Source organism: Vibrio sp. J1-1, assembly GCF_021728395.1.
GTDB lineage: Bacteria > Pseudomonadota > Gammaproteobacteria > Enterobacterales > Vibrionaceae > Vibrio.
In genome coordinates this window covers 81,033-100,601 of sequence record NZ_JAKKCM010000009.1, presented here as the reverse complement: position 1 = coordinate 100,601, position 19,569 = coordinate 81,033, and the positions used below count along the sequence as shown (strand labels likewise).

18 protein-coding genes and 3 pseudogenes are annotated in these 19,569 nt (G+C 43.9%); 15 read left to right on the top strand and 6 right to left on the bottom strand.

What is annotated here, in order from left to right; genetic code table 11:
- Positions 1-90: 90 nt before the first annotated feature.
- From L3V31_RS15460 to gabT, 8 genes and pseudogenes are all read left to right on the top strand, one after another.
- Positions 91-877, top strand: a pseudogene (locus tag L3V31_RS15460) (gamma-glutamyl-gamma-aminobutyrate hydrolase family protein).
- Positions 855-1,412, top strand: coding sequence for an HTH-type transcriptional regulator PuuR (gene puuR / locus L3V31_RS15455; protein WP_237317141.1), 558 nt, complete (start codon positions 855-857; stop codon positions 1,410-1,412). Before L3V31_RS15460 ends, puuR begins: the two are co-directional and overlap by 23 nt.
- Before the next feature lie 35 nt (positions 1,413-1,447).
- Positions 1,448-2,932: an aldehyde dehydrogenase gene (locus L3V31_RS15450; protein ID WP_237317139.1), complete on the top strand. Its 1,485-nt coding sequence runs from the start codon at positions 1,448-1,450 to the stop codon at positions 2,930-2,932.
- 48 nt (positions 2,933-2,980) lie between these two features.
- Complete coding sequence (locus tag L3V31_RS15445; protein WP_237317137.1) at positions 2,981-4,258, top strand: FAD-binding oxidoreductase; 1,278 nt, start codon at positions 2,981-2,983, stop codon at positions 4,256-4,258.
- A 17-nt stretch (positions 4,259-4,275) separates the two neighbouring features.
- Positions 4,276-5,142, top strand: coding sequence for an N-carbamoylputrescine amidase (aguB, locus tag L3V31_RS15440; protein ID WP_237317135.1), 867 nt, complete (start codon positions 4,276-4,278; stop codon positions 5,140-5,142).
- A 12-nt stretch (positions 5,143-5,154) separates the two neighbouring features.
- Positions 5,155-6,237: an agmatine deiminase gene (aguA, locus tag L3V31_RS15435; RefSeq protein WP_237317133.1), complete on the top strand. Its 1,083-nt coding sequence runs from the start codon at positions 5,155-5,157 to the stop codon at positions 6,235-6,237.
- A gap of 71 nt (positions 6,238-6,308) precedes the next feature.
- Positions 6,309-7,736 carry an NAD-dependent succinate-semialdehyde dehydrogenase gene (locus L3V31_RS15430; protein WP_237317131.1) on the top strand — a complete coding sequence of 476 codons (1,428 nt, stop codon included), beginning with the start codon at positions 6,309-6,311 and terminating at the stop codon, positions 7,734-7,736.
- Positions 7,737-7,750: 14 nt separating this feature from the next.
- Positions 7,751-9,022, top strand: coding sequence for a 4-aminobutyrate--2-oxoglutarate transaminase (gene gabT / locus L3V31_RS15425; RefSeq protein WP_237317129.1), 1,272 nt, complete (start codon positions 7,751-7,753; stop codon positions 9,020-9,022).
- 94 nt (positions 9,023-9,116) lie between these two features.
- On the opposite strand, the gene L3V31_RS15420 is transcribed toward gabT, so the two are convergent.
- Complete coding sequence (locus L3V31_RS15420) at positions 9,117-9,983, bottom strand: EamA family transporter (RefSeq protein WP_237317127.1); 867 nt, start codon at positions 9,981-9,983, stop codon at positions 9,117-9,119.
- Positions 9,984-10,102: 119 nt separating this feature from the next.
- Here L3V31_RS15420 and L3V31_RS15415 point away from each other — a divergent pair, with 119 nt between their 5' ends.
- From L3V31_RS15415 to L3V31_RS15400, 4 genes are all read left to right on the top strand, one after another.
- The gene (locus L3V31_RS15415) at positions 10,103-10,585 is read left to right on the top strand and encodes a MarR family transcriptional regulator (RefSeq protein WP_237317125.1); all 483 of its coding nucleotides are present in this window, start codon (positions 10,103-10,105) and stop codon (positions 10,583-10,585) included.
- Between the two features lie 20 nt (positions 10,586-10,605).
- Positions 10,606-10,962, top strand: coding sequence for an MmcQ/YjbR family DNA-binding protein (locus L3V31_RS15410; RefSeq protein ID WP_237317274.1), 357 nt, complete (start codon positions 10,606-10,608; stop codon positions 10,960-10,962).
- 159 nt (positions 10,963-11,121) lie between these two features.
- A complete protein-coding gene (locus tag L3V31_RS15405; RefSeq protein WP_237317124.1) occupies positions 11,122-11,556 on the top strand; it encodes an Mpo1-like protein in 435 nt (144 codons plus the stop codon).
- Positions 11,557-11,781: 225 nt separating this feature from the next.
- Positions 11,782-12,102 (top strand): hypothetical protein, encoded by a 321-nt coding sequence (locus tag L3V31_RS15400; RefSeq protein WP_237317122.1) that lies wholly within the window; start codon positions 11,782-11,784, stop codon positions 12,100-12,102.
- Positions 12,103-12,104: 2 nt separating this feature from the next.
- Here L3V31_RS15400 and L3V31_RS15395 read toward each other — a convergent pair.
- The 3 genes and pseudogenes from L3V31_RS15395 to metA all read right to left on the bottom strand — a co-directional run.
- Positions 12,105-12,343: pseudogene (locus tag L3V31_RS15395) on the bottom strand (sulfate ABC transporter permease); the annotation flags it as partial.
- Positions 12,344-12,507: 164 nt separating this feature from the next.
- Complete coding sequence (pilW, locus tag L3V31_RS15390) at positions 12,508-13,230, bottom strand: type IV pilus biogenesis/stability protein PilW (RefSeq protein WP_237317120.1); 723 nt, start codon at positions 13,228-13,230, stop codon at positions 12,508-12,510.
- A 148-nt stretch (positions 13,231-13,378) separates the two neighbouring features.
- Positions 13,379-14,320: a homoserine O-succinyltransferase gene (metA, locus tag L3V31_RS15385; protein WP_237317118.1), complete on the bottom strand. Its 942-nt coding sequence runs from the start codon at positions 14,318-14,320 to the stop codon at positions 13,379-13,381.
- A 364-nt stretch (positions 14,321-14,684) separates the two neighbouring features.
- On the opposite strand from metA, the gene L3V31_RS15380 reads away from it, so the two are divergent.
- Positions 14,685-15,041, top strand: coding sequence for a hypothetical protein (locus L3V31_RS15380; protein WP_237317116.1), 357 nt, complete (start codon positions 14,685-14,687; stop codon positions 15,039-15,041).
- A 388-nt stretch (positions 15,042-15,429) separates the two neighbouring features.
- Positions 15,430-16,380, top strand: a complete 951-nt coding sequence (locus L3V31_RS15375) for an LpxL/LpxP family Kdo(2)-lipid IV(A) lauroyl/palmitoleoyl acyltransferase (protein WP_237317114.1) — start codon at positions 15,430-15,432, stop codon at positions 16,378-16,380.
- Positions 16,381-16,457: 77 nt separating this feature from the next.
- Here the strand turns inward: L3V31_RS15375 and L3V31_RS15370 are convergent.
- Positions 16,458-16,727: pseudogene (locus L3V31_RS15370) on the bottom strand (carboxypeptidase M32); the annotation flags it as partial.
- Positions 16,728-16,816: 89 nt separating this feature from the next.
- On the opposite strand from L3V31_RS15370, the gene L3V31_RS15365 reads away from it, so the two are divergent.
- Entirely contained in the window at positions 16,817-18,724 is a 1,908-nt protein-coding gene (locus L3V31_RS15365) for a recombinase family protein (RefSeq protein ID WP_109173706.1), read from the top strand.
- Between the two features lie 105 nt (positions 18,725-18,829).
- On the opposite strand, the gene L3V31_RS15360 is transcribed toward L3V31_RS15365, so the two are convergent.
- On the bottom strand, positions 18,830-19,477 hold the full coding sequence (locus tag L3V31_RS15360; RefSeq protein WP_109173707.1) for a HEPN domain-containing protein: 648 nt from the start codon (positions 19,475-19,477) through the stop codon (positions 18,830-18,832).
- Positions 19,478-19,569 lie beyond the last annotated feature (92 nt).

The window sequence follows — 19,569 nt, the reverse complement described above, 5'->3', positions numbered from 1 at the left end:
ACGTTGTGGCGATAATATCGAACATCAGTGTTGATAATTTTGTACACGATTTGTAGTGTTGGTGTTAAATAAATTGAACACGGATATGTTATGACAACGACACGCAAGCCCATCATTGGCGTTGTTAGCTGCACCAAGGAGTTAGGTGGCTACCAAATTCAAGCAGTAAATGACTTTTACCTACGCGCAGTTAAAGATTTCGGTGGTCTACCTGTTATGTTAGCGCCGGATATGTCGAGTGATGAAATCACCACAATCTTAGAACTTTGTGACGGTTTCTTGTTCCCGGGTAGCCATTCAAACGTTGCACCGCATCGCTACAACGCTAGCCATACTGAGAATAAGAAAGATGAAGCGCGAGATGAATTGGCACTAAGCCTGATTCGACGAGCTGTAGATAAAGACATTCCTTGTCTTGGTATTTGTCGCGGTTTCCAGGAAATGAACGTCGCATTAGGTGGCACCCTCAACCCTGCGGTTCACGATTCTGGTTTTAATGATCACCGCGAAGCACCCGTGGATGATTTCGAACAGAAATATGCGGCAGCACATGCAGTATTAGTTCAAAAGGAGAGCTTGTTTGAACAATGGTTAGTTAAAAATCATTGGGAAAATACGACCTTCTTTGAGGTCAATACGCTGCACAATCAAGGGGTTGATCAGTTAGCGCCACAACTCAAAGTCGAAGCAAAAGCCCCCGATGGTTTGATAGAAGCTTTTAGTCTCACAGGGCAAAAATATTTCGTTGGCGTGCAGTGGCACCCAGAATGGAAAGCGAAAACCAATCATTTCTCACAAATTTTATTTAAAGAATTTATCATGGCGGCTTCTCTTTAATTTTTGGAGCCACATGAATGGACAATCAAGAGATTGGTAAAAATATTGTTCAGTTAAGAAAAAAGCATGGATTGTCACAACGAGAACTAGCCGAGCGAGCGGGCATCACTCACAGTGCTATCTCATCGATTGAAAACGGCAAGGTGAGCCCATCGGTTAGCTCGTTGCAAAAAATAGTGAACGTATTTTCTTTATCTCTGTCGGAGTTTTTCATTTTTGAACAAACTCAGAATGATGAAGTGAAAGTTGTCGTCACGCCAGAAGAACTGGTCGAAATGGGCAGTGAAACCGTTTCGATGAAACTGGTGACGAACGGCACTAAAGATCAGGTGATCGGATTCTTGATCGAAGAATACGCACCACACGGAACAACAGGTTCAGCTGAAATAAAACACGAAGGCGAAGAAATTGGCACGGTATTAGAGGGTGAAATCACTCTGGAATACAAAGGTCTATCTTTCGTCCTCAAAGAAGGCGAGTCGTACGTTATTGATACGACGCAGCCACACAGATTTACGAATCACACAGACAAGGCTTGTCGATTGATAAGCGCGCATACGCCAACCACATTCTAAGTGGAGCTTGCCTTGTGTGATAACAAGGAGAGCGTATGAAAACTCAAGAACAATGGATTGAACTTAAGAACAATCTAAACATCGAAAACAGGGCGTACATCAACGGCGAATACAGTGCTGCACTAAGTGGAAAAACGATCCCTGTCGTTAACCCAGCAACAGACGAAATATTTACCGAAATTGCTCGTTGTGAAAATGAAGATGTCGATCTTGCGGTGTCATACGCTCGTAAAGCATTTCAATCAGGTCAGTGGAGTGAAAGCAGCCCTACACACCGCAAAGCTATACTGAAACAGTTCGCTGATCTGATAGACCAAAACCGTGAAGAGCTCGCTCTGCTTGAAACTCTAGATACCGGTAAACCTATTTCTCACAGCTTCTCTACAGATATCCCAGGCGCAGCCTCATCTTTACGCTGGTACGCTGAAGCGATCGATAAAGTCTACGGCGAAGTCGCACCAACAGAAAAAGACGTTCACGCTTTTATTTCTCACCAACCGATTGGTGTTGTCGCGGCGGTTGTTCCTTGGAACTTCCCACTTTGGCTTGCTTGTTGGAAGCTCGGTCCTGCGCTTGCTGCAGGCAACAGCGTGATCCTTAAGCCGTCAGAAAAGTCATCTCTCACTGCTATCTTCTTAGGTCAACTTGCTGAGCAAGCAGGTTTGCCAAAGGGCGTATTCCAAGTCATTACGGGCTTTGGTCACGAAGCAGGTGACGCGCTAGCAACACACGAAGACGTGGATTGTATCGCTTTCACCGGTTCTACGCGCATCGCGGGCCAACTGATGGTTCGTTCTGGCGAAAGTAACCTAAAACGTGTCTTTGCCGAAGCGGGTGGTAAGAATGCCAACATCGTATTCGAAGACTGTGACGATTTAGACCGCGCGGCGGCGGAAACGGCAGTAGGTTGCTTCTATAACCAGGGTGAAGTGTGTGTGGCAGCAACGCGTCTGCTGATTCATGAAAGTATTAAAGAGCAGTTTATTGAAAAAGTCATCGAGGCTGCTAAAGCTTTTGCACCAAAAGATCCAATGGATCCTAGTTCTTCTATGGGTGCTCTTATCGACCAAGACCACAAATCAAAAGTGTTGGAATACATTACATTAGGTCAGTCTGAAGGCGCAGTTTTGCGTTGTGGTGGCAATGTTGAAGGTCAAGGTGCGTTCGTCGAGCCAACTATTTTGGACAACGTGGATAACCAATATCGCGTTGCTCAAGAGGAAATCTTCGGACCAGTACTCTGTGTAATTCCATTCAAGGATGAAGCACAAGCCATCGAAATTGCCAACGACTCTAAGTACGGCCTAGGTGCGGCACTTTGGAGTAGCAACATCAACCGTGTTCACCGAGTCGCTAAACGACTACAAGCCGGCTCGGTATGGGTGAACAACTATAACGAAGGCGACATGACGGTTCCATTTGGTGGATTCAAAATGAGCGGTAATGGGCGAGATAAATCGCTACATGCTATTGAGAAATTCACAGAGACCAAAACCACTTGGATTCGCATTCACGCCTAGAAAGGCACACGTTCTAACCCAGCTGACGATTAATAAAGGAATATCACTATGAACAAGCATACGGATTCGTTCTACGCGCACTCTGTGACAAACATGCCGGACTACCCACAACTTCAAGATAATATTGAGTGTGATGTGTGTGTGGTTGGCGCAGGTTTCTCTGGTCTTTCTTCTGCACTGCATCTTGCAGAAAAAGGTTTCAAAGTAGTAGTGCTGGAAAGTGCAAAAGTAGGTTTTGGAGCAACTGGTCGTAACGGTGGCCAGATCGTCAACAGTTACAGCCGAGATGTTGACGTCATTGAAAGCCGTTACGACCAACACCAGGCAAAAGCATTGTGCGACATGATCTTTGAAGGTGGCGACATCATCCGTGGTCTGGTTGACAAATACGATATTGAATGCGATTTAAAACAAGGTGGCTTGTTCACGGCGTTAAACAAGAAACAGCTTAAAGGCCTCGAAGAGCATAAGAAAAACTGGGAACGCTACGGTAACGATCAGCTTACTTTGTTGGATGCCGGTGAAGTAGAAAAAGCCGTGGGTACAAAAGTCTATACTGGTGGCCTACTGGACATGCGTGGTGGCCATATTCATCCGCTTAAACTGGCGTTAGGTGAAGCGGCGGCATTCATTTCTCTAGGTGGTCAACTGTTTGAACAGTCAGCGGTAGTGTCGATTGATAAGGGCATCAATCCAGTGGTGAAAACTGCGCAAGGCAGCGTTAAGAGTAAATACGTTGTATTGGCAGGTAACGCGTATCTAGGCGGTCTGGCACCAAATATCAGTAACAAAGCAATCCCTTGTGGTACGCAAGTGGTAGCAACTCAGCCTCTAAGCGAAGATCAACTTAAGCAAGTACTGACCAGCGACTACTGTGTTGAAGATTGTAACTACCTATTAGATTACTTCCGTTTAACAGCAGATAAGCGTCTTTTATTTGGAGGTGGTGTTGTTTACGGTGCTCGAGATCCAGAAAACGTAGAGGCGCTTATTCGTCCGAATATGGAAAAAGTGTTCCCTCAATTAAAAGGCATTAAGATCGATTATGCATGGACAGGCAACTTCCTGCTGACTTATTCACGTATGCCTCAGTTTGGTTCTTTTGCGGACAATATTTACTACCTACAAGGTTACAGTGGTCACGGTGTTACTTGTACACACCTTGCAGGTAAGCTTTTAGCAGAAGCTTTAACCGGACATGCGGAACGCTTTGATGCGTTTGCAGCACTAAAACATTACTCCTTCCCGGGTGGCCGTCACTTCCAAATTCCATTTACAGCAATGGGTGCGGCTTACTACAACTTACGTGACAAACTAGCGATTTAAGAGATAAGGAATATCCAATGAGCAAAGTAGTTAAATTTGCAGCTCTTCAACTGACTAAGAGCTGGGATCTGGAAGATAACCTAGACAAAGCAAAAAAGGCGATTCGTGAAGCGGCACAAAATGGCGCGAATGTGATTCTTCCTCAAGAACTATTCGCAGCGCCTTACTTCTGCAAAAAACAAGAAGCGAAATATTTTGAATTAGCGGAAGAAACAGAGAATTGTCGTCTTATCAAAGAGATGAGTGCTTTAGCAAAAGAGCTGGGTGTGGTTATCCCTGTTAGCTATTTTGAAAAAGCGGGTAACACCTTTTTTAATTCGCTAGTGATGATTGATGCTGACGGCACGGTACTGGAAAACTACCGTAAATCTCATATCCCTGATGGCCCGGGCTACAGCGAAAAGTACTACTTTAGCCCTGGTGACACTGGCTTCAAAGTATGGGAAACCAAGTTTGGTAAGTTTGGAGCAGGCATTTGCTGGGATCAATGGTTCCCAGAGTTGGCACGCAGTCTGGCTCTGCATGGTGCAGAAGCGATTTTCTACCCAACGGCAATCGGCTCTGAACCACAAGATCCAACATTGGATTCTCGTGACCACTGGCAGCGTACGATGCAAGGTCACTCTGCAGCAAACTTAGTACCGGTAATCGCTTCAAACCGAGTAGGTACAGAAGTGGATGACGGCATCGAAACCACGTTCTATGGTTCGTCTTTCATTACTGACCACACGGGTGCAAAAATTGCGGAAGCACCACGTGAAGGCGAGACAATCATTTACGCAGAGATCGACCTAGCAGCAACAGCAAAAGCTCGTCACGCTTGGGGTCTGTTCCGCGACCGTCGTCCAGAGCTATACACGAGTGTTGGAAAGCTGGCTGTTTAAAGAGGCGTTACTATGAAGTTATCTACAACACCAGCACAAGATGGCTTCTATTTTCCGGCTGAATTTCAGCCGGTAAGTGAAGTTTGGCTAGCTTGGCCCGAAAGACGTGATAACTGGCGTGACGGTGCGGCTCCAGCTCAGGAGACGTTTGCCAGAATCGCCAACGCGATTGTCGAAGTAACCAAAGTTAGCGTGGCAGTATGTTCTCACAACTTTGACCGAGCACGTCGGTTACTTCATCCAGAAGTCCGTTTGGTAGAAATTCCATTTAACGATGCATGGATGCGAGATATTGGCCCAACCGTTGTTGTTAATCAAACTGGTGATAGCCGTGGTATTAGCTGGAAGTTCAATGCTTGGGGCGGAGAGTACAATGGCCTGTATGAAAACTGGCAGCAAGATGATTTAGTTGCGGGTTCCGTGTGCGACATCATCGGTATTGATTACTACCGCGCACCGTTTGTACTTGAAGGCGGAGCGATTCATACCGACGGAGAAGGGACGCTTTACACGACAGAAGAGTGCCTGCTTAGCCCGGGTCGTAACCCTCACTTGAGTCAAACGGAAATCGAAGAACAGCTAAAAGTTTATCTAGGCATCGACAAAGTCATTTGGGTACCAAATGGTTTATTCAATGACGAAACCGATGGTCACGTGGATAACCTGCTGCATGTGATTGCACCGGGTAAAGTCGTGTTGAGTTGGACTGACGATCCTAGTGATCCGCAGTACGAGCTTTCCAGACAAGCTGAAAAAGCGCTGAAGTCACAGACAGATGCGAAGGGACGCGACATCGAGATTGTTCGTTTACCTTTACCGGGTCCGCTACATTACAGTGAAGCCGAAGCCAATGGCATTGATGCGAGCGCAGGAATGAGCCGACTTGCAGGTGAGCGCCTCAGCGCGTCTTACGCGAACTTCCTCATTGTTAACGACCATGTTTTTTTGCCAATGCTTGATGAAGAAACAGATGCGCTCGCCATCGAAATTTTGCAAAACGCGATGCCAGAGCATCAAATCATTGCTATACCGTCAAGAGAAGTGTTGCTTGGCGGTGGAAATATTCACTGCATTACACAGCAGATCCCAGCTTAAAAAGCGAAATGCATCGCCACAACTTCCTTCATTAGTGTGGCAATGTTGAAAAGCGGTAAAAAGGAATAACCATGGAACAGATTAAAAACAAAAGCCTTCTTTCGTTCATGGTGGCGAGTGAAGTGCAGGGCACAGCAGTAACGAATCCAGCGACTGGCGAAGTACTTGGTTACGCGCCTGTGACGACTGAACACGACATCCTTGACGGTATTGAACGTGCGAGCGTTGCACAAAAAGAATGGGCAGCGCAGCCAGCAAAAACTCGCTCCGGCTTACTTAATCGCTGGTACCAACTTCTGCTAGAAAATAAAGAAGATCTTGGCCGCCTGATGACGCTAGAGCAAGGTAAGCCATTGGCTGAAGCGCAAGGTGAAGTCATGTACGGTGCCAGCTTTATCGAATGGTTTGCAGAAGAAGCGAAACGTACTTACGGTGAAACAATTCCAGCGCCAAGTGCAGACAAGCGTTTGGTTACCATCAAGCAGCCAATTGGCGTTGCGTGTGCAATTACGCCGTGGAACTTCCCGATTGCAATGATCACCCGTAAAGCGGGTCCGGCATTGGCGGCAGGCTGCAGCTTTATTGTAAAACCGTCAGAAGCAACCCCGTTCTCAGCATTTGCAGTGGCCGAGTTGGCTTATCAAGCTGGTCTCCCACGTGATGTTCTGCAAGTTGTGCTGGGGGAAAGCTCACGTCAGATAGGGGGTATCTTCACTTCACACCCACTGATCCGCAAACTTTCGTTTACCGGTTCGACTCAAGTTGGCAGTGTTCTAATGCAGCAAAGTGCGGGTGATATTAAACGCACATCGATGGAGTTGGGTGGCAATGCACCGTTCATCGTATTCGATGATGCTGACATTGATGCAGCGGTTGCTGGTGCGATGGCATCAAAATTCCGCAACGCAGGTCAAACGTGTGTTTGTGCCAACCGTTTCTACGTACACAGCAAAGTGTACGACGAGTTTGTTGCTAAGTTCGATGCCGCGGTGCAAAAGCTTAAAGTCGGTAACGGCTTGGAAGAGGGCGTGAACATTGGCCCGGTGATCAGCGAGTCTGCCAAGCAAGGTATCCAAGCCTTGATCGATGGTGCGATTGAACAAGGTGCGAAGCCAGTTTCTGAGCTGAAAGATCTTGATGGCTTGTTCATGCAGCCAGTGGTACTAAAAGATGTGACGCACGACATGAAGATTGTCTCTGAAGAAATCTTCGGCCCTGTCGCTCCGGTTATTCGCTTTGATACTGATGAACAGCTGATCGAAATGGCGAACGACACGATTTACGGCTTAGCATCTTATTTCTACAGCCAAAATATTCACCGTGTTTGGAAGATAGCAGAAGCGCTTGAATACGGCATGGTCGGTATAAACGAAGGCATGATTTCTACTGAAGTGGCTCCTTTCGGTGGTGTGAAACAGTCCGGTATCGGACGTGAAGGAGCAAAACAAGGTATCGATGAATACATGGACGTGAAATATCTCTGCTTTGGCGGCAACTAATTAAGGACAAAACAATGACAAATCAACAACTACACGAAAGAAGAAGCCAGGTAATTGCTCAAGGCATGGGCGCTCTATACCCACTTTACGTAGAGAAAGCAGAAAACGCGCACGTATGGGATATTGAAGGTAATAAGTACATCGATTTCGCAGCGGGCATTGCGGTGACCAATACTGGTCATTCTCACAAGCGCATCAGCGAAGCGGTAAAAGCTCAGTTAGATAACTTCTCACATACCTGTGCGATGGTAACGCCATACGCCTCATTTGTTGAGTTAGCGGAAAAGCTAACGGAACTTGCACCGGGTGAGACGAAGAAGAAAGCAATCTTTCTGACAACTGGCGCAGAAGCGGTAGAAAACGCAGTGAAAGTAGCACGTGCTCACACAGGTCGTAGCGGCGTGATTGCGTTTAAAGGTGGTTTCCACGGTCGTACGAACATGACAATGGGCCTAACGGGTAAAGTAGCACCATACAAAGCAGGTTTTGGTCCATTCCCGAATGAAATCTACCACGCACCATACCCAAATGCGTTCCACGACATCAGCGTTGAGCAAAGCTTACAAGCAATCGAGGATCTGTTTGCTTGTGATATCGAGCCTTCACGAGTAGCAGCAATTATCTTTGAACCAGTGCAAGGCGAGGGCGGTTTCTACAAAGCGCCGGAAGCATTTGCACAAGGCTTGCGTGAGTTGTGTGATAAGCACGGTATCATGCTGATTGCCGATGAAATCCAAACAGGTTTTGCCCGTACTGGCAAGATGTTTGCGACCGAATACCTAGGTATTGAACCAGACCTAATGACCATGGCGAAAGGCATTGCGGGTGGTTTCCCTATCTCAGCTGTGGTTGGTAAAGCGGATGTCATGGACTCTGCACTTCCAGGTGGCTTAGGCGGCACTTATGCTGGTTCTCCTCTAGGTTGTGTTGCAGGTCTGGAAGTTCTGAAAATCATCGAAGAAGAAAACTTGTGTGCGAAAGCGATGGGCATCGGTGAAGTGGTTAATGCACGTATGACTGAGCTGCAAAAATCCGTACCTGCTATTGGCGAAATCCGTACCATTGGCGCAATGATGGCGATTGAATTTACTGATCCAGAAACCGGTAAGCCTCTGCAAGATATGACCAAAGCGGTTATTGCTAAAGCGCAAGAAAATGGTTTAATTCTGCTTTCTTGTGGGGTAAAAGCTAACGTGATTCGTCTGTTGCCGCCACTGACTATCGAGTCAGAAGTACTGAACGAAGGTTTAGACAAACTGGAAAAAATCATTCTTGAGCTAGCGTAATACCCAGCAAACAAATCGAGCCGTAAATAAAAAGAGGAAGGCAGTGGCTTCCTCTTTTTGATCAATCTGTTCAGTCCTAAATAAGGTTGCTTGCCTACCTGAAAAACTTCATCACCAGTTGCGGCAGTAGTGATACCAGGATCATACCCATCATCAAGCTATACTGAAGAGGCGTGAAGCTTTCTCCGAGCAGTAACAAGCCAGATAAAATACCGGCAATCGGATTAATGATGTTGCCAAAGGTAAAGTCAACGACCGACATTCTTTGCAGAAGCCATACATACATGGTGTAGCTTAATGCGGTATTTAGAATAATCACCCAAAGCAGCCCCAAGATGTTAGCCAGCGACGTATTGCGCATTGCGCTTAGGTATGGCTCAGGATCGAGGCTAGCCATCCCAGCGGAAACAATCGTCAGAATCGCGCCACCAATGATCAATTGCCAAGTCAGGACCGTCCACCAATGCATTCTTGTACCGAGCGACTTGGTCACGCTGCTGCCGATCACAATACACATAATTGCAGAAAGCATGGCAAACAAGCCCACTGGATTCAGTGTGATGGTCGCTGGGTTAAATAACAACCACGCGAGGGCAACTAAAGTAAGGCCTCGGCATACTTGTAACGCATTGGGCTGGAGTTTATAGACCACCCAACTATACAGCATTGCAAACACCGGTAACGAAACCATACCCACGCCTGAAATCGCTGCTGGCAGCGTGAGTGCCATGACAAAGACAAGGGAGAAGAAAAGCGCAATGTTGATCGTGCCTAAAACCAGCAGTGCTTTCCACTCGTTCTTTTTCGGCAATGTCGGCTTTATTGCGAGCAGCAATAGTCCCGCAGGCAACGCGCGTAGTACACCCAGCAGAATAGGAGGCCAATCTGGCACCGTATACTGCGTAACCGCGTAAGTCGTGCCCCAGAAAAACGCCGGGATCATGGCGAGTAAAATGTTCATGTCAAATATCTTTACGTTAAGATAATTAAGTGCAAAGATACGCTTTAGGTTACTTTTTGTAAAGTATCTTGATTTTAAAGTAATTAGACAAGCCACGTTGCTTTGGAGACAAGTGAGTTATGGACGCAATTGATAGAGTGGTAGAGCAGTGGTTTAAAGAAAAGCCAGAGCTTGATACACAGCCGATGGCCATCATGGGGCGATTAATGAGAATTGCCAAGCATATGGAGACGCGCGTCGCAGAGCTTCATAAACAGTATGACCTAAAAATGGGTGAATTTGATGTGCTGGCTACTTTGCGTCGTGCCGGAGCGCCTTACTGCTTGACGCCTTCAGCCTTGATCGAGTCAATGATGCTCACGTCCGGAGCGATGACGAATCGTTTAGATAAGCTGGAAACGAAAGGCTTAATTGTCAGGGAACATAGTAAGGAAGACAGACGCAGTGTTACGGTTGAATTGACGGCTAAAGGTTTGATGCTTATCGATAAGTTGATTATTGAGCATGTTGAAGTCCAACGAGGCTTTATTCATGATCTTTCTGACGAAGAAAAGTCGCAGCTTAACATAGCGTTAAAAAACTTATTGCCACAGTTTGAATAGAATCAATGACGAGGTGTGGAATGCAAATCAAAGAGCTAGAAAAGTACCTTAATACGTTTGTGTGCGCAGAAAGCGACTTTCCGTTTGGGCCTGACGCCTTAGTCTTTAAGATCAAGGGAAAATTGTTCGCAATACTTGCCCATAGGAATGGTCGAGAGTACGTCAGTGTAAAAGTAAAACCAGAGGATGGCGAAGTTCTGACTTCTCAGTTCACTGATATCACCCCCGGTTACCATTTGAATAAACGACACTGGGTCACAGTGTATTTCAATGGAGATGTGGAGGATGGGCTTATCCAAGATTTATGTGAACGTTCATATGGACTTGTCATTGCTAAGTTGACTAAAGCCCAGCGTGCTTCGTTAGGTTTCGATTAGTCCGAGTGAAAATCAATCAGAGTATTGGCAGAGTAAACTGCTGATATCTCGCTCTTATCACTATGATCGAATCAAATTTTTAGCTCGTGTTTCAGAAAAACTCGCGCCTTTATTAAGTACAGACTATATAAAAAGTATAAGGGCAAAAAGGGAAATGATATGCGAGCACTATCTGATTGGCTTAAAGCCTATGGGGAAAGTCATCAAAACCCAATCAATCGAAAAATCCACGCGATAGCCGTGCCCGGTATTTATCTTTCTGTCGTTGGGATGATTTGGTCGATTCCTCAATTGTCGGTTCTCGGTTTTCAAATAAATTGGGTGTGGTTAGCCGTCATTCCCGTTTGGATATTTTATTTCCGGTTGTCTCTCAGTGTCTTCATGATGATGCTTGGCTATACATTGGCGTGTATTGGCTTCATTTGGTCATTGGAAATACTCCAACTTCCAGTTCTGTATCTATCTTTGCTGGTTTTTGGTGTGCTTTGGATGCTGCAGTTCATCGGGCACAAAATAGAAGGGACCAAACCTTCATTTTACGAAGACTTACAATTTCTTCTGATTGGCCCTATATGGGTATTTAGGAAGCAATAGCCATATCACGTTAGCTCTGAACCTTGTATGTAAGAAGGCTTGGGCTACATGGTTTTTCTACAATCAGTAGCCCCTCATGATTTTCCTCAAATCCATCCATGATTTTTAGTCTGTTCAGCTGGTTTGGACAGCAATCCCGTATGATTCAAACTATGCTTAAAGTGTTGTGGCGCACTGAAACCAAGTGGTTATGTGTCGAGTGACGATGTCACGTTGGGAGGGGGAATGTATAACCGCGAACATAAATATAGTTACTGGAAAGAGGAACGTAAAAAAGGCAAATGGCACTACATATTGAAGTCGTTTTTTATGATTTGTTGTGCGTTGCTGGTCGGTAAAGTTATCGGTTTATTCATTTTTGGCGACTTGCACTCCTTTATGGATATCATTGAACAGTTACCTGCGGATCTGTTTATTATGATGCTGGTGGGATTCCCGATCAGTGTATTAGGTTGGTATCACGAAGAGTCTAAATTTTTTAGAGCGTTAAGGCGAAAAGACAAGCAACTTAAAATGAAACAGAAAAGTATGAATCAACAAAAATAAAACTAGATAACAAAGTTGAGCATTAACGTAACCATGTTGGCATTGTCGTCTTCTGATAGTGAAGCAAATGCACCTATTCCATAGCTAAACGCCTAAAATATTGCCATTCTGCGTTAAGAGATACGTTGTATGCGATGTCATATCTCAAACCCCAAAGGTAACTGTCTCCGGTTTTCTTTTCTTTGTTATCAAAGGATTGCCCATAAGCGGCGTATGGTGTGAATTTATTCTTATTATAGCTAGCGGTCACCACTTATAACTGTTGATATGAAAATTTTAGTTTATTTAGCAAAATAGTTAGTCTGGCAAACAAAACTCTGACTAAATAGCGAAAAGAAGTGTGATACGACTTAAAACAGAACCCCTATTAAAGGCAGGGATTTTTGGGTTGATTCGTCCGCCCTGTTACATTTGTTCGAGTTGTGTTCTATACCTCTGTTCTAGTGCCTCGTTTCCAGCCACATGTTCTAGTTCAACCATTAGTTTTAATGATGTCTTTTTGACCCCATACATTTGATTGAAACGCATTAGGCGAATTCTGGCATCGGTAAAATCACCTGACTCAATTTCCAGCTTCGCGAGCTGTAGTATCGATTTTGGCCTGTGGGGATCATGCTCGATGGCACGATTAAAGTAATATCTTGCTTTGTCGTTGTCTTTGGATTTGAGAGAACAGAACGCAGCGTTTTCATAGCTTGCTGGGATCAAATAATAGTAGGGTTGCTCAATAGCTCGTGTAAACATGAGGTCTGCTTTTTCATATTTTCCGCGTTTACACAAAAACGTGCCGTAGTTGTTGAGCACGTTACCGTTTTTGGCATGTTGACGAAGTGAGCGTTTATACATTTTCTCGGCTTTTGATTCCTCGCCGACGGACTCGTAATAGTGTGCCATGGAAAGTTGTGCGCGGTAGTAGTTAGGTGCGTGGGTAAGGGCTTGTTGCAAATTGTCATGAGCGCGGATATTGCTGCCACCTTCCAGATAGCCCAAACCAAGTGCGATACGGGACTCTGCCATAGCAATAGGATCAGGTTTAATGATTGGAGCACCGCCTTCTTTAACGGTAACGCATCCTAGCAGTGAAAATTGAGTCATCAGCAAAAGTGTACCCAGCTTAATCGTTTTCATTTTCCGTCCCAGTTACCTAAATCTCACAGCATGATAAGAATTACGAGATAAAAACCTATTGGCGAAAAATTACTATGCGAGCGGGTTTGCAAACTGATATGAAAAAGCCGCCATATGGCGGCTCGGTTCACAAAGTTAACTCGTTGAATTAGTCATCTTTAGTGAAAGCAGACTCACTGAAATGATCAAGATCGTACGGTGTTTGTTGGTAAACACAGTAGTTTAGCCAGTTAGCGAACAGTAAATGACCATGGCTTCTCCAGCTTGCTGTCGGAACATTGTCTGGATTATTGTTCGGGTAGTAATTCACTGGTATTGCGGGTTCCATTCCTTCGCCTAAATCACGAATGTACTCATTGTGGAGAGTGTGAGAGTCATACTCAGGGTGACCAGTGACAAATACGTTTCGCTTATCTTTAGTTGTCGCTAGGTAAACACCCGCAACATCGGACGTTGCCAAAATATCTAAGTCCGTATGTTCCTCAAGGTAGTGAGGTGAAAAGTCCGCATAGCGAGAGTGGGGGGCTAAAAACGTGTCATCAAAACCGCGTAATATTGGGTGGTACTGGTTATGAATTTGATGGTGATAAACACCTGAAAGTTTCTCTTTACGCGTCTTTTTCGGTAGGTCGTAAAGCAATTTTAACCCGGCTTGCGCTGCCCAACATACATAAAGGGTAGAGGTCACATGATCTTTAGCCCACTCCATGATTGATTTTAAATGGTCCCAATAAAGCACATCTTCAAACTGTACTAAGCCAAGCGGTGCACCTGTGATAATTAAGCCATCAAAGTTTTTATTTTTGACCATCTCAAATTGACGATAAAAATTATCTAGGTGCTCGGTTGGCGTATTTTTACTCGGACGGTCATCAATCCGCAACAATTCGACATTGACTTGTAGAGGGCTATTCGAAAGCAAACGCAAAAACTGCGTTTCAGTTTCAATCTTCTTAGGCATCAAATTCAGAATCAGTACTCGCAACGGACGAATCTCCTGACTTGCCGCTCGAGTCTCGCTCATCACGAAGATGTTTTCTGTCCTTAGTATGTCGGTTGCAGGTAATTGATCTGGAATTCTAATTGGCACGACTTTCTCTCCCTAAATCTAGTCATCTAGACGTCTATACATCTAACGCTAACTCAAATCGGTATAGATGTCGATACGAAATGTGACTTTAAACAAGTTTAATACCTGCTCATTGATCTGAACAATAAATACATCTGAGCTTTTTAGTACTTGGATTACGTTCATCGCTGGCTAATTGTGACTAGATCAGAAGTTTTGATGAGACATCATTGAAACACGACGAACTGCATTTGAAGGTGATTATGTGATCACGCTAATATGGTTTTGATGACTGAGTAAGAAAAATTCGAGTCATGTGAAACTTATCCATCTCAAAACGATATTGTGATATGCAGTTTGAGATGAATCGTCATTGGAGGACACTATGTTCGGTATTTTTAAGCGAAAAACGAAAATCCAGAGCATCGCTCAAGAAGTTCCCAGTATATTGCTTAGCAAGTTTGGCGATAAAAGCACGTATGCTCCCGATGAAATTGATATTGCCTTGCTGCAACTTGGCTACGATAAGCAAAAAGATATCCACCACCACCAATATGCTTATGGCATGTTCAGTAGTGAATCGAGTTATCGACAGCTAGGCTTAATCGACGAACTTGGTGACTACAGACACTTTCAGCGTGAAGTTGGGAAGATGTTACTCAATACTCCTGAGCCTATTGATATGCATATTTATTTTGTTATCTCTCAGGAACATCACAAAGTAGCCAACACGCTACATTAATGCTTTCACTGTGCCGCGACTTTTTTCATCAGCGTGGCACAGTTTTCTAGCATAGTTTTCTAACATTGCTTTCCAACCCCTTTCTTTATCGTCCTTTCGAAAGCTCATAGCGGCTATGTTCGCTGCATTTTTGGGTAGGAAAATTCTATTTATTCAAAAGTTCATGAAAGTAAGTAGGCAAATTACTCTAACCAATGTTAACGTGCTCAATTCTTTTGTCGCTTTTACAATTTAATTCAAAGCCAGTTTCGGTTTTCCTGTGTAGCGTGTCGAAGAACCATAAAATACCCGCGCTTTAACTTTTTTTGAAGTGCAATCAATGATAAAGGTTTATGCAATTATCATTAATTTTAATTACTTATAGATGGGCACATCTGGCGATACTTTCATGAACAAACAAAAAGAGCCTGTTTTCGAGGCTCGGTTCCTAATGCCTCGGTACTGGGGAACTCTGCTAATCATTGGGGTGATGTATTTACTTAGCCTTCTCCCTTTCAAACTTCAATTATTCCTAGGACGCAATATTGGTCGTTTGGCCATGCGAATAATGAAAAAGCGTCAGGTCACCATTCGTCGCAATTTAGAGCTCTGTTTCCCGTCCATGGACGAGAGCAAACGAGAAGCGATCTTGAAAGCCAACATCGATAATTCTGGTATTGCGCTATTTGAGACAGCGATGGCTTGGTTCTGGTCGGATCGCAGGGTTAATAAACACGTAACGATAAAAGGGATGGAACACCTAGAAGCGTTAGAAAAGGACGGCAAAGGGGTGTTGATGCTTGCTGTTCATTCTATGAACTTAGAGCTTGGTGCACGTGCATTTGGCATTAAAAAGTCTGGAATGGGTGTTTATCGACCGAATAACAATCCTTGTTTTGACTATTTTCAGTATAAGGGCCGATCGCGCTCTAATCGCAAATTGATTGATCGTAAAAATGTAAGAGGAATGCTGGAGGCTTTGAATTCAGGGCGTCGTGTATGGTATGCGCCTGACCATGATTATGGATCCAAACGTTCGACCTTTGCGCCTTTGTTTGCGGTTAAAAACGCCTGTACAACAACAGGAACTAGTTTACTTGTCGATGCAACAGATTGCGCCATTGTGCCGTTTAGCATGGTAAGAGGGGATGATGGGCACTACACGTTAACAATCAGAGAACCAGTAGACGGATTTCCCAAAGGCGATACTAAAAACGCGGCGATTTTTATCAATAAAATTGTTGAAGAGTCGATTATGGCGAGTCCTAGTCAATATATGTGGTTACACCGCCGATTTAAAACCAGGCCGCAAGGTGAAGCGTGTTTATACAAGTCACCGTTAATCCAGGTGATGACATAGGTAGTGTACCGTTCTGATTTTCAGAACCAAATCAAAAGAGCGGCTTAAAGCTGCTCTTTTGGTTTTTATATGAAAGATTACAGATAACGAGTTTTTAAATGGTCTTGGAAGTGCTTCGCATTGAGTGTTTCTCCCGTCGCTTGCTTAACGAGTTCGTCGGTTGTTAATAAGCTTCCTTTACTCCAAATGTTGTCTGACAACCAAGTGAAGATAGGACTTAAATCACCACTTTGGATAGCGCCGTCAACGTCCACTGCTTTCTTCATCGATGCCATGAACTGAGCGGCGTACATCGCACCTAATGTGTAACTTGGGAAGTAACCGAATGCGCCATCCGTACAATGAACACTCATCATTTATTAAGGTTTTAGTATGGACTGATTGTAGATTGAACAGTCATACTTCCTCCAGATTTAGATTATTGGAATACTACATTATGCAGTTCATCTCGCATGCAAAACCTCAAATATATTCATACAGAAGGTTTTCCAACTTAAGGCAGGAGAAAGGGCGTTCTTTAGCTCGGCAGAAAAAACTTACAGAGGAAATTGCTGAGAAATTCAATTTATCGCTGAATGATGATTTCTTAATGACAGACAAGGGGCTATCAGCTTTTCATGGCCATCATAAATCAAAGGGGGCATTGGGTGTTTTTCTAGCCGCAGTTGAAAACAAAATGGTAAAACCTGGTTCGGTATTAATTGTAGAGTCGCTAGATAGATTGAGTAGGGAACAGCCTCATGTGGCGCAAGCGACATTAGCTGCTTTAGTTAGTTCTGATATTACAGTTGTTACTGCGACTGATGAAAAAATATACTCTAAGGAGACGATGGCAAAGGATCCCTTGGGAACAATGATTATGTCAGTTTTAGAGATGATTCGTGCTCACAACGAGTCTCTAGTTAAGACTGAAAGATCTGTAGATTTCATACATTCAGAAATTTTAAAACATGAAAATGGAGAGGTTGCGGATGTGGCTGGGGCTATTCCATTTTGGATTAGCAGAAAACCAAGTCCTAACAAGAAAGTCAAAGCTGGATTTGAGTTAAATGAGCACGAGTCAACTATTCGTTTGTTAATTGATATGTATCATGTCCAAGGTAAAGGGCTTCGAACAATTAGCCGCGAGCTACATAGCTTAGGTATAGAAGCTCCCAAAGGAGGAGGTGTCTGGGCTGTTTCGACATTATCGTCGATTTTCAGTAACTCTGCCTTATGCGGAAGACATGAGTTTAAGCTTGAATACCTTAAAGATGGAAAAAAGCAAAAAGAAACATATACGTTAGATTCGTATTACCCTGAAGTAATGACAATTGATGAGTTTGAGTCTATGGAAGCTTTAAAGAAAAGGCGCTCAGGGGCCCAAAAAGGTGATAAAAGTGATAAAGGTGGTTTGGTTTACCTCCTAACAGATTATGGAAAAAAATCATTCTGTGCTAAGTGTGGAAGTAGTATTGGTTCACAACCTCAGAGGCAAAAGTATCGTATTCGAAGACGACTACATTGTAGTAAGCACAAGGAAACTGAGAACTGTTGTAAAAGTATCGTACAAGACCATATTGAAGATGCATTTTTAGTGTCAGTCGCGAGGCATATTGATTACAACTTGATCAATACTCAAGTGAAACCAGAAGATATTATTAGAAACTCTGAAAGATTGAGCGATATTGATAACGAGATGGGAAATGTGCTCGATATGATTCGCATCGTAAAGGACTCAAAAAGTAAACTGAAACTTATGCAAGATTATGGTGCTCTGGAAAATGAAAAAGAAGAGCTCACCAAGCAAAATTCGGAGTTTAAGCAGTTTAAGATTAGTCCTGAGGACATTAAAGACTTCATTGGCAAAGTTAACGAGGCTAGAGATTACCAAAACCATGAAGCGAGGAAGTTTGTAAAGAGTATATTGATGCAGTGTATTCGAAAAATCTCAGTTCATATGGAGAAGAAAAAGTTAGAGTGTTATGGGTATCCAAATATTTGTAATAACTCTTTGGTCAATGTCGTAGATGTGGAATTTTATACCGATAAGACCCTAGAGATCTTTATTAGTGCAGAAACCAATGAGCTCTTGTTCTCTAAAATCTGCGATGACTTTGCTGATGATTCATTGGGTAGTTTTACTGAAGAGCAGTTACAACTGTGGAATAACGAAGGTTGGGAACAATTGCAGCGACAACTAGAGAAAGATAGCAGCCAAGACGATGACCCTACAAGCGCCGAAAATTTATGGTTGACCTCTGTTGTAGCAGAGGAAATATCAAAGGCATTTTTGGAATGCGCTGACGATGAAGTTATCGAGTCAGTACTGGAAAATGTAGATGGTAACCAATCGTCAATCTGAAGCTTACAGGTTATTAATTTTCGACACTGCCATTAATGTCAATCAGCCTGGGTGAGTACGCAGGCTGATTGATATGAGATGACAATTATTGTGCTCCTTTACCCACTACGGTGACACTAATGGATAAACCGCATCCCCCCAAAGCTCATCAGCCCCATCCATCATAATTCCTATAATTGTTGGAACAACATTTTCCAGTAACGCAGTACAGTCACGGATTTGTTCCCTGTTTGCTGAGCTGTTATAGGTTGCACCACCATGGATTAGCTGGTTACGCAGAGTGTAGAGCCGTGAAAAAACCACACTCAGCACAGTGACGGTGTCACCTCCAGATAACGCTTTGTTTGCTATAGCTTTGGCTTGTGATAGATCTTTCTTCCATTGTTCTTCAGTGATATCCCCTGATTGATATTTCCAAAATGACTGGAGAATGAATTCATTACCTAGAATCAGCCTTATGGAAGATGAATATTGAGACCAAACCAGTTCTGACAACTTATTACCGTGGTCTAAAGCCACGATCTTGGTGAGAAACTCTTGGTATAGGCCTCGTTCACCGAAGTCGATTTTGTATTCGAAATCCTGAGCATATGCAGCGTTGAAGGCTATCCATAAAAATATGTATCGTGAGTCGTGGTCATCGCACATCTCTGCCTTATTGAGCCAACTGAGGGCTCTATGGACACGCAGGGATAGAGCTTGGGGGTAAGTGTCTCGTTCTTGGCGGTGGCGCTCTTTGAGAACTTGATACATAGGTCGACCTTTAAATTATTGAATTTATTTAATATTGCACCTGCCGTCAGCTTATGCAAGTAGATTGCTATGATTGTATGAACGCCGTAAGT